This window comes from Brachyspira suanatina, from assembly GCF_001049755.1.
Classification (GTDB): domain Bacteria; phylum Spirochaetota; class Brachyspiria; order Brachyspirales; family Brachyspiraceae; genus Brachyspira; species Brachyspira suanatina.
The window spans coordinates 58,591-70,117 of record NZ_CVLB01000002.1; the positions used below are offsets into that span (position 1 = coordinate 58,591).

At 25.8% G+C, this 11,527-nt stretch carries 13 protein-coding genes; 7 read left to right on the forward strand and 6 right to left on the reverse strand.

Annotated elements, in window-relative coordinates; genetic code table 11:
- Nucleotides 1-14 precede the first annotated feature (14 nt).
- From BRSU_RS09945 to BRSU_RS09970, 6 genes are all read left to right on the forward strand, one after another.
- Nucleotides 15-2,411 (forward strand): sensor histidine kinase, encoded by a 2,397-nt coding sequence (locus BRSU_RS09945; RefSeq protein ID WP_048595221.1) that lies wholly within the window; start codon nucleotides 15-17, stop codon nucleotides 2,409-2,411.
- Between the two features lie 38 nt (nucleotides 2,412-2,449).
- A complete protein-coding gene (locus BRSU_RS09950) occupies nucleotides 2,450-3,253 on the forward strand; it encodes a hypothetical protein (RefSeq protein ID WP_048595222.1) in 804 nt (267 codons plus the stop codon).
- Nucleotides 3,254-3,304: 51 nt separating this feature from the next.
- The gene (locus tag BRSU_RS09955; protein WP_048595223.1) at nucleotides 3,305-4,378 is read left to right on the forward strand and encodes a DUF3810 domain-containing protein; all 1,074 of its coding nucleotides are present in this window, start codon (nucleotides 3,305-3,307) and stop codon (nucleotides 4,376-4,378) included.
- A gap of 64 nt (nucleotides 4,379-4,442) precedes the next feature.
- Nucleotides 4,443-4,622, forward strand: coding sequence for an FmdB family zinc ribbon protein (locus tag BRSU_RS09960; RefSeq protein WP_048595224.1), 180 nt, complete (start codon nucleotides 4,443-4,445; stop codon nucleotides 4,620-4,622).
- 161 nt (nucleotides 4,623-4,783) lie between these two features.
- On the forward strand, nucleotides 4,784-5,320 hold the full coding sequence (locus tag BRSU_RS09965) for an STM3941 family protein (protein ID WP_048595225.1): 537 nt from the start codon (nucleotides 4,784-4,786) through the stop codon (nucleotides 5,318-5,320).
- A 2-nt stretch (nucleotides 5,321-5,322) separates the two neighbouring features.
- Entirely contained in the window at nucleotides 5,323-5,898 is a 576-nt protein-coding gene (locus BRSU_RS09970; RefSeq protein ID WP_048595226.1) for a hypothetical protein, read from the forward strand.
- 69 nt (nucleotides 5,899-5,967) lie between these two features.
- Here the strand turns inward: BRSU_RS09970 and BRSU_RS09975 are convergent, their stop codons facing one another.
- From BRSU_RS09975 to BRSU_RS09995, 6 genes are all read right to left on the reverse strand, one after another.
- Complete coding sequence (locus BRSU_RS09975) at nucleotides 5,968-6,435, reverse strand: hypothetical protein (RefSeq protein ID WP_048595227.1); 468 nt, start codon at nucleotides 6,433-6,435, stop codon at nucleotides 5,968-5,970.
- Nucleotides 6,436-6,556: 121 nt separating this feature from the next.
- Complete coding sequence (locus tag BRSU_RS09980) at nucleotides 6,557-7,069, reverse strand: Spy/CpxP family protein refolding chaperone (RefSeq protein WP_048595228.1); 513 nt, start codon at nucleotides 7,067-7,069, stop codon at nucleotides 6,557-6,559.
- A gap of 49 nt (nucleotides 7,070-7,118) precedes the next feature.
- Nucleotides 7,119-7,295, reverse strand: a complete 177-nt coding sequence (locus tag BRSU_RS14595; RefSeq protein ID WP_167336129.1) for a hypothetical protein — start codon at nucleotides 7,293-7,295, stop codon at nucleotides 7,119-7,121.
- Between the two features lie 143 nt (nucleotides 7,296-7,438).
- Nucleotides 7,439-8,296 (reverse strand): DUF4349 domain-containing protein, encoded by an 858-nt coding sequence (locus BRSU_RS09985; RefSeq protein WP_048595229.1) that lies wholly within the window; start codon nucleotides 8,294-8,296, stop codon nucleotides 7,439-7,441.
- A gap of 85 nt (nucleotides 8,297-8,381) precedes the next feature.
- Nucleotides 8,382-8,963: a tetratricopeptide repeat protein gene (locus BRSU_RS09990; protein ID WP_053082763.1), complete on the reverse strand. Its 582-nt coding sequence runs from the start codon at nucleotides 8,961-8,963 to the stop codon at nucleotides 8,382-8,384.
- Nucleotides 8,964-8,975: 12 nt separating this feature from the next.
- On the reverse strand, nucleotides 8,976-10,817 hold the full coding sequence (locus BRSU_RS09995; protein ID WP_048595230.1) for a methyl-accepting chemotaxis protein: 1,842 nt from the start codon (nucleotides 10,815-10,817) through the stop codon (nucleotides 8,976-8,978).
- A 228-nt stretch (nucleotides 10,818-11,045) separates the two neighbouring features.
- Between BRSU_RS09995 and BRSU_RS10000 the strand changes: the two genes are divergently transcribed.
- A complete protein-coding gene (locus tag BRSU_RS10000; protein WP_048595231.1) occupies nucleotides 11,046-11,462 on the forward strand; it encodes a hypothetical protein in 417 nt (138 codons plus the stop codon).
- The last annotated feature ends 65 nt before the right edge of the window (nucleotides 11,463-11,527 follow it).

Below are 11,527 nucleotides of genomic sequence, written 5' to 3' on the forward strand. Positions count from 1 at the left end.
AGGAAGTTTATTTTATGGAAGAGAGAAAATCTATAGACAGTTTTTTTTCAGATTTATCTATGGGGCTGCTTTTTGCTGAAAACACAAATGAAATAGACAGAGTTGTTGATTTATTCTTGGAAAAAACTTGTCAGTACTACGGTTTTGATTGCGGAGAAGTGTATTTTCCTAAAGGGGATTATCTTATACTTAGAGGTGTATATGGAATAGATAGATATTATGTATGTAAAGTTGATTTTCCAATATCTGCCAATCATTGTAAAGATGTATTATATGATCAAAAAATTTATGTAGGTGAAAATATCAATCATACAAATATGGAAGTATTTTCAGATTATTCATCTATGTTTGTACTTCCAATATTTTTCTATGCAAATCCTATTGGAGTTGTGGTTTTTAGAAATAGAGAAAATAAAATAGAATTCTACAACTCTATAATTGATGAAATAAAAAATGTTATAGGACACTTTGCTGTATATGCTAATAATGTACTTCAAAGTGTAACATATAAAGAAAGAGATAAACAGTTAAAGCTGCTTAGAGAATTATATTTGAAATTAAGCGATGTTGATGATTTTGAAAATAATTTAAATCAATTAGCAAATGATATTGCCAATATTTTCACAGCTAATAAAGCATTTATAAGACTCAGAAGAGAAAATGGAGAATTATATACAAGGTCTAGCTATGGATTTCCGTATAATTTTGATTATTCAATATTTGAGAATGATGATTATATAAGTGAATTTTGGGATAAAGGTATATTCTTTATAAATAATACGGCAAACAATAAATACTATGAAAGATTTAAAGGCGTTATAAATAGATCTGTACTATTCAATAGAATACCTGCTAAAAATAATTGTATAGGCTATATAGTTGTTATAGATAAAATACCGGATGCGGTTAATCCTCTTGGAGATTTTGATTCAAACGATGTTAACTTATTTAATCCGCTTCTAGCTAATATAGCAAGTAGAATTTCAGAGCATTATAATATTGTAGAATTAAGCAAAGCAAACGAAAAAAATATGAAACATATGTCTCGTTTGAATACATTATATGATATAAGCAATATTTTATTGGAACGCTCAAAAACAGAGGATATATTATTCCTACTTTTAACAATAGCTACAATAGGAGATGTATTTGCTTTTAACAGAGCATTTGCTTTTCTTTACGATAAAGAATTCAATGTATTTAGAGGAAGAATGTGCGTTGCTCCTACTAATGCTCAGGAAGCTGCTATGATTTGGAGCAATATGCAAAAACTAGATAAATATGCCCTTAGAGAAAAATTAATGCTTTCTTTTGACAAAAGAAGCATGGAAGATTCTTGGGATTTAAATCAGAAATTTTTGAATACTGTTATACCTAATAATGAAAACTGTAAATTATTCTTTGATGTATTTAATAATAAAAACAGCATCAATATAACAAACACAGATAAGCCTGAAGTTGAACAAATAAAACAATATACTGATATATTCGGATACTGTCCTTTCGCTATAATACCTATAATGAATGCTACAAATTGTATAGGTATGGTAGTAGTTGATAACTCTTATAATGGAAAACCTATACCTGAAGACGACTTGGATTATTTGAAAATGTTCGGAAGGCAGGCTGCTGTAGCTTTAGAATATTCATATCTTTATAATGAAATAGAAAAAAATAACAATGCATTAAAAGCCGCTGAAAAAACTTTATTAGATTTAAAAAGTTTAGCTATCATAGGAGAAATGAGCTCTTCTATGGCACATAATCTTAGAAACTTCATAGTACCTATTGCAGGCTTTGCTAATAGGCTTGTAAAGGTAAGTAAAGAAGAAAATATAAAAAACTATGCTCAAATAATAGCTAATGAAGTTGAAAATTTAGAGAATTATTTGAGAAGGAATTTATCATTTGCAAAGAGTATTAATCTGGAAGTGGACAATATAAAAATAGAAGATATGATTAAATATCTTACTATTTTATCAAATGAATATATAAAGAAAAGCGGAAAAAATATTAAATTCTATGCTGTAAAGGTCACTAAAGAAGATGTTGTAAAATGGGATTATGATAGAATGAATGAAGTTATATTCAATCTCATAATCAATGCTATAGATGCTATAAATGACGGAGATGAAGATTCAATTATAAGTGTAATATTTGATGATAATGCATACAGAGAATCTATCATAGACATCATAGTAGAAAATACTAATTCATATATAGAACCTGAATTAGCTGAAAAAGTATTTACTCCATTCTTTACGACAAAGAGTCATGGAGTTGGTATAGGGCTTGCTATTTCTAAGAGAATAGTGGAAGCACATGGCGGAAGTATGGTAATAAAAAGTGTTAATAGTCCGTCTAAAATAACAACTTTTTTTGTTTCCATACCTGTTAATTTAAATAATTAAAAATCATTTTCCGATAATAATTTAGTGGAGATGAAAATATGGCTAAAATAAGTGAAGCTGCAAAAGCTGATTGCACTAGGATGCAAAATAAATATAAAAATTTGCTGGCAGGAATAGAATCAAAACTAGTAAAAGTAGAAAAAGATTTGCTTACTTTGGAAGATAGTTTTGAAATAGCTGCTAAAAAAATAGAAGCGGCTGTACTATACATTCAGGCATCTTCTTATATTGCAACCACTTGTTATATAGCTATAGAATTCATAGATGTTCGTTCTGATAATCAGCTTAATGATGGAAGAAGATACATTAACAAAGCTATTATGCTTTTAGAAGAAGTGTTCGGAAACCATACAGATGATTCTCTCTCTTTAAATGAAGAAATACATGAATATTTCAAAGGCAAATTATCTGATGAATGGAAATATAAATTTATCTGCTCATTCGGATATGTTATAGACTATTTCAAATATTGTTATGGTGAGAATTCTAAATGGCTTCAAAATTTTATAGAAATAGAAGCTAGATTTGCTACTATAGGCAAAAATATGATAGACTTCAAAACTTATATTAAAGAATTGAGTCCTGAATTGGAAGGATATAAATTCAGAGTAAAATTGATGGAGTTAGTAAAAAAACTATTAGCTTCTGCCGCTGAACAATACAGAACTAAATATGAACTTCAAGATAAAAGATTAGATGATATGAAAATGGCTTTAAATATCATAGCTTCTCTAAGAAGAATACATGTATATTTAAATGAAAACGAAGAATCCGAAGAGAAAAAGAAAATGTATGATCTTTGGAAAAAGAAAATGGATGCCGACATCAAAAAAATGAAATAATATACATACCTTTACAATTTTTTACTTTTTAGTATAATAATAATAATACTTATGAAAATTAAAATTACTTTAATACTATCTCTTATATTTGTTGTTATTATATTAAAAATAGTAACATTTTCTAAAAATTTTGTAGAAAATTATTATTCAAGATTAATATACAAAAATATAGCCGGTACTATAAACCGCATATCTTCAAATTTTAGTTTTTCATTAGGTGAAGTACTTCTTTTTTTATTTATAATAGCAGTTATAATTTTTATTGTAATAGCTTTTAAAAAATCTTTTTTCAATGCTGATATAAAATCATTAGCAGATAAATCAAAAACAGCATTAAATTTTTTATATATACTAGCCTGCTCTATGATTGTTATATATATAATATTTCTTTTGGTATGGGGATTAAATTATCATAGAGTGCCTTTAATAGAAAATTATCCCCCAAGAGAAATAAATAATGATGATATATATTTGCTAGCTGATACTCTTGTAAAAAATATAAACAATCTAAAAGATGAAATGAAGTATAAAGAAGTTAATACCAATTATCAGGCTTTAAATAGAATGATAGAATCTGAATATAATAAAGTATTTGAGGATTTTGAGTTTTTAAACATGCATTATTCAAAAACAAAACCAATAATGATATCAAAATTGTTTTTACATCTTCAAATAACAGGAATATATTCACCTTTTACATCTGAAGCAAATGTAAATATACTTATTCCAAGCATATCAATACCTTTTACAATAGGACATGAAATGGCTCATCAAATAGGCATAGCTTATGAAGATGAGGCTAACTTTATATCGTATGTAGCATGCTCTAAACATACAGATCCATTTGTAAGATATTCAGCTAATTTTGAGGCACTTCTATATGTTTTGGGTGAATTAAAAAGAGATGAAAATTATGCTCACTTGATGTCGAATTTAAATAGCGATACCAAAGAAGAGATAAAAAAATATTATGAGTTTTGGCAGCAGTATATGGGAAATCTTTCAAAGGTAAGCCAAAAAGTTAATGATACATATCTTAAAGCAAATAGCCAAGATGACGGAATAAAAAGTTATTCAAGGGTTGTTAAACTATTAGTATTATACCATAATATTAACCCTCAATAAAATTTAAAGTTTTACGATAATAAAACTACATATATAATTATAACTAACAAATAGGATATTTTACATGCGTTTAGATGAACCGCCTTATTTTTATCAATGCAAAAAATGCAAAAGAAGATTTACTGTAAGAAGAAAAAAACATACTATAAATTTATTAATAATAAAACTAAATAAGCAGAAATGTCCTTACTGTAAAAGCTCAAGAACAAGAAATATTGATGATCTTGTAAAAGCAGTACAGTGACTTTTTATTATTCATTCTTTGAATCTATAATATAAACAAATTATATCAGTATAATATAAATTTTTTATATATTTGATGTTTAATTCATATTATATATAATAATTGCCTATTGAATTATTATAATATTTGATATATAAATCAATTATAGGCGGTATTATTTTATGAATGAAGAATTAAATGATAAAGAATTAAATAATAATGATACACTAATCAATAATGATAGCTCTTTCCCTGAAATTGAAATATATGTCAATAAAAGAAAATTATCCATACTCATATTTGTATCTCTGATTTTTATTGTTATGGGGATATTTATATTTATCAATAAAAAAGAGTTTAAAGAAGAACTTATAAGTATTTTTATATTAATACTTTTTAGTGTATGTCTTTTAACTTTTATCATGCAATGGTTAAAATCTAGAAAACCTATAATCACATTAGATGAAAACGGCATAGCTTATTATGTTTTATTAAAAAATCAAAATATATTTATTAAATGGGCAGATATTAGAGAAATACTTTTTTCAAAAACATTTATATATATTTATTTGAAAGAAGAAAATAGTTTATTAGAAAATAAAAAAAATAATGATGAACCTATTGTCATATATATATCAGAAATAAATATGAAAAGAAATACTTTAATATATCTCATAACACATTACTTTGAAAATAAAAATCATGAAGGAGATATTTAATTATGAATAATAAAAATAATAAATTATATTCAGATAGTAAATTTTCTATTAAAATTTATATAAATAATATAAGATTCTTCGCGGTAATGATGATAGGATTAATTATTGCTATACTTTTAATAGATGTACTATTTACACAAAATCCTGATGAGGATATGAAGGCTGCTATTATATTTGTAGTATCTTTTTTTATGTTCGGGGTTATTATACTTTCTATCATTCTAATAAGAAGTGTAATTTTTAAAAAAGCAAGTTTCATATTAGATGATAAAGGAATATATTATAATAATTTGCTTGTGAAAAGTTATATTTATGTTCTTTGGAAAGAAATAAAAGACTTAGATATAATAGGAAGCTACTTGTTTATATATTTGAAAGATCCCCAAACTTATTATTTCAGGAAATTCAAAGGAAGAATAGTATCAGAAGATCCATTGTATATATATTTGGGTGATTTGGATATAAGCAATAAATTTATAAACAGCATGTTTAAATTCTTTGATGATAACTACAGAGATCTAGAAGATGATAATGATGAAGAAGACGATTATAAAAAATATTATAGGGATTATTATTAATATATAAAAAAGGTGCATTGAAAATATAAAAGAGATAATCAATGCACATTTGAAAAACTTCTGATTAAATTATTTAAAACTTCTGTCTATATCAAGTTCTCTTAAAGTTCTAATCATCTGCATTTCCATTTCTATTCTAAAATTATCATTAACAGCACTATTTATAGCATTATTATTAGGATTTCTCTGATGCATTTGAGATTTAATAGTAGAATTATTTACTCTCATCTGATTTTCAAGCATTCTGTATCTAGGAGAATATCTGCCATCTATATCTCTTAATTTCTGTCTGTCCCAATAGCTCATATAACCGCTTCCGAACCTGTAAAATCTTCCATTCCTATAATATGTTTTAGTATATCCCGGATTTGAAAATCTTGGTGTTGATAAATCATTTTTATAAGGATAAACAGGTATAGCATTCTTTGTTGTTTGCGGAATAAAAGGTCTTACATTCCCAACCCTAGGAGTCGGAGAATAACGATATTGTGAAAAAACCAAGCTTGCAACAGTTAAAAATATTAAAAATATTTTCATATATACCCTCCTAATTATTTTATATAATTATTATATAACTATTATATAATAAAGCAATATCAAAAAATAAGCCCCGCATAATAAATATCATGCGGGGTATAAAGTTGAGCGATTAAAAAAATTATTTATTTTGGTATACTTTGTCTATTTCTAAAAAACACTGACTTCTTAATTTTTGTAAGTCTGCTGAAGCTTTACTTCTAGCATCTATTGCAGCATTAATTGCATTTTGATCTGGAGTTTCTTTTCTCATTTCAGCGTTTATGTTTTGTGTTTGATTATATATTTCCATTCTTAAACTATCCATTTGAGGGAAATATTTATCTTGTATGCTTCTTACTTGATCAATTTGCTCTTGAGTAAGTGCAGCACCATAATATCCGTAACCTCTTCCATATCCAGCACCATATCCTCTGCCGTATCCGCATCCGCCTCTTCCGTAACCTCTACCATAGCCGCATCCATAACCATCGGCATATCCATAACCTCTTCTGTGTCCTCTTCCATAACCATCACCGTATCCGTAACCTGCACCATAACCTCTGCCATATTGAGCGAATAATGATACTGAACCTAAAACCATAATTGCTATTGAAATTAATATTACTGCTTTTTTACTTATTTTGTTTTTCATAATTGTTTTCTCCTTTTAATTTATATATTTTCTTAAATTATTATGCTAATTAATTATAGTAATAACATCCGTTATTATTGCCTCTGTTATAATAATTGTTATTATAACCGCAAGAGTTTCCTCTATTTCTTCCATTTCCATAACCTCTGCCATACTGGGCGAATAAAGACACTGAAGCAAAAATCATTATTAATGCTGAAATAAAAATTATAATACCTTTTCTCATATATTTTCTCCTGTTTTTTATTTTTTATCATTTTGTTTTCTTATGCCTTATTAGACGATGATAAAAATAAAAAGTTCCCGAAAAAATATAAATTTATTAAAAAAATTGAATTTTTTTATATACTAAGGGCATGTATATGTAATTTACTTAATTTTTTTATATAATTTCTTTATTAATCCTATTTTTCCAAAGCATATATAGTAGAATAATGCCAATATTAACACCACAGGAACGGCAACAGCTGTGAAACCTACCAAAAAGAATAATATGCCTGAGAAAAATTCTTTCAAAAATGAAATTAAATTCAAATATTTATTATATATATTTGTATTACTTTTTATTGCTTCCGGATTTGATATATTTAAAGTTACTCTTGAATAATCAACAGATGACTGAAGATTCTTTAAATTTCCTTTCATACTTTCTATTTCATAAGTTAAATTATTGATTCTATCTTCTACTTTTAGTATTTCATCAATATTTTTAGCTTCTCTTAAATAATTTCTTAATTTTTCTAAAAGTACTTCCCTATTTTTTATCCTATTTTCTGTATCATAATAAGCTTCTGTAACGTCCTGAGTATTTATATTTTTATTTTCAACTTTTTCATTTTGTTCTATGAAATCTATAAAGGTATAAAGATTTTCTTTAGGTATTCTTATATTAAGATAATATCTATTTTTAGAAGATTCAACATTATCAAAATATCCATTATATTCTTTTAATTTCTCTTCTATGGATTTATAGCTTTTTTCTACATCTTTTGAATTAACTCTTATATCAACTGAAACTATTAATTTTCTTTCTACAGCTGCCACATTTGAATCAGCATAGTCTGATACAGTACTTTCTTCTTCCATTCTGGCCTGAGGAGCAGGAGGCGGAGCAGATACTCCTGAAGTTGCAGCTAAAAAATTAATATTTTGCTCGGAAGATCCGCTTTTACCACCGCAAGATAAAAATAATAAAAATGTAAAGATTATAAATATAAATTTTTTCATATAATTACCCCCAAAAAATCATTTAATATAATAATGATATTATAACGAATTATTTTTTCAAGCTGTATTTTATATAAAAAGTATTTTATTTATTGTTACTTATATCTTTTAAATTATTTTTATCACAGTATACTATATTAGTATTAGGATTCAATTTCAAAACTTTATTATAATCTTTTATAGCCTCTTCATAAAGCCCTATATTATACTTAGCATTAGCCCTATTATGATAGGCAAGTTCATTATCAGGTTTTAATTCAATAGCCTTATTATAATCTTCTATAGCATCATAATACAAACCCAAATTATATTTTGCATTTCCTCTGTTATTATATGCCCATACATAATTTGGATTAAATTCTATAAACTTATTATAATCTCTTATAGACTCTTCAAATAAACCCAATTGAAATTTAGATAATGCCCTTAAATAATACATTTTCTCATCATTTGGATTTAATTCAATGGCTTTGTTATAATCATATATAGCATTTTCATAGAGTTTTAACTCCTGATTGGCAAGTCCTCTTATATAATATATTTCACTATCCGAACAGTTTATAAAATCATTAAGAAAATTATTGATTATATCTACAACATCTTTATAAAGTGAAAGATTAAATTTCTGTTTAACTAAATTCTTTATATCAATTAAATTATCATTCATAAAATATAGCCATTATGATATATTAAAGAATTTTATACTTTCTTCTAAAAACTTAGCTTTATCAAATAATCTCTTAGATAATTCGCTTGATTCCTCAGCCAAAGCAGCATTTTGAGTAGTAGCACTTTCTATACTATTTATAGCAATACTTATTTGAGAAACTCCTGCCTCTTGTTCTAATGATGTAGAAGTTATACTCTGCATTAAATCAGAAGTTCCGGATACTTTATCCTGCAATTGAATAAATATTTCCTGAGATTCCCTTGCAGTATTTGTAGCAGTATCTATTTTTTCAGCGGTATTATCAACAAGAGAAGTAATATCTTTAACAGATGTTTGAGTAGTTTGTGCCAAATTCCTAACCTCGCTTGCTACAACAGCAAAACCTTTTCCTTGAGTACCAGCACGGGCAGCCTCTACCGAAGCATTAAGAGCAAGTATATTAGTTTGAAATGCTATATCTTCAATAATCTTTGTAATATCTTTAATCTTATCGCTAGCCTGATGTACTTCTTCTATACTAGAAACTGTTTGTGCTATTATATTGGCAGCTCCTTCAATATGTGTCATAGATTCAGACATCATATTTTTACCGGATACAGAATTATCAGCAGATGCTTTAATAGTAGAAACTATTTCCTCCAAACTTGAAGCTGTTTCTTCCAAACTAGATGCTTGAGAATCAGTTCTGCTTGAAAGTTCAACACTGCTTTCCATCATTCTCTGAGAAGCTAAAACTATTTCATTTGATGCATCATTAACATTGCTTACAACCTCAGCTAATTTCTTACTCATAATATTAAATGCTTTCTCTAACTCTCCGAATTCATCTTTTCTATAATTAGTTTCAGATTTAAGTTCTATATTTCCTTCAGATATTCTATTTGCCTTTTTCATCAAAACACTTAAAGGACTCATAGTTTTTGTGATATATGAAACCGAAAATAAATTAACAAATATTATAGACAATATACAAACTATTATAGCTATTCTAACCATACTTATATTTTCAGCATATATAACATTATCATCTGTTGCCATAGATAATATCCAAGGCATAGTATTCATTCTTGTATAAATTGCTGTTCTCTTTTCACCATTAGTATCAGAAATATATTTTAATGTACCATTATCTTTGTTAGATTTTATAACTTCATCATAGCTTTTATTTGCTGAAGTATTTATTTGATTTCTAGTATCAAGCGAAATATTTCTTTGATAATCAATTGCAAATAGTCTTCCTGTTTCTGGAAGCTGCAATTCTCCTAATTTTGCTCCTAAAGCATCCCAATTAAGAATCATATACACTGTTCCAACTAACACATTATTAGTTTTAACTCCTGCAATGATTGCTAAAGTCATATTATCACTTATAGTTGATTTTATTACTTTTGTATCATAAGCAACATCATAATTATTTTTTACAAAATTATCCCAAATGCCTGGTCTTAGCTCTTTTATACTTCTTCCTAAATTGATACTTTTTGTATTTTGCAAAGTAATACCATTTACATCAGTAACCCCAATATCCAAAGAATATTTATTTATAGCTTCAAACTGTTTCAATGTATCTATTAATGCTACAGCTTCTTCAGGAGTTTGAGTACCAGATAAATAGTTAATAATAGAAGGCGTAATAGAATATGTTTTTATTAAAGTATTGTTTTCTTCAAACCATGTATCCAGCATAGATTTATAACCTTCTATAGTATTATTATATCCAGCATATGTAGATTTTGTTATACCTACATAAGATTTATATGATAATATTATTATTGTTATTATAAGAAGTATTGTTGTAATAATACTTATAGTCAATGGCATCTTAAATCTTATAGAACTAGTCTTTTTCATGGCATTAGATCCTCTAAAATTTAATATTTTATAAAAATAGTTTAACACTTATTACAAAATTTATATATACAAATTTATCGTTTTTTTATATAAAAAATTCAATTAATATATAAATTTATTTGATTTTTAATTAGTATTTATATATTTTTATAATATTAGTATTCTTTAATTAAGAAATTTATTTTATAAAGCATTTACAATTAATAAATACTATATTATGATGTTAATATGAAAACTAATATAAAGAATAAATTAAAAAAAATTATAAGCTTTATACCTATGTTTATAATTATTATTTTAATACTATGGTATAAATCTCCAATAAATGGAATAAAATGCTATCCTGAAAGCGTATCAAAAATAGATATGAATTATAATGGAAAATCTATAATTGTAACCAATACTAATGATATAAATTTCATAATAAAAAGTTTGAATAGTATATCTTTAAATAAATCAATATTAAAAATAAATAAATCTAAAATCGGATTCATAATAAATATACATTCAACTAATAAAAACATGATTAATAATTTAATTATATATTCAGCTGAAGCAGCTTCTATAGGAAATTTTTATTATACCGATAAAAATACAATGTTACCTTATGAATATATAAAAAATTTGTACACTAATGTAAATTAGATTCAAATATATGTAAAAAAAATATAACACTTTTTTTTAAAATTAGGTATAATTAAAAAGTATAG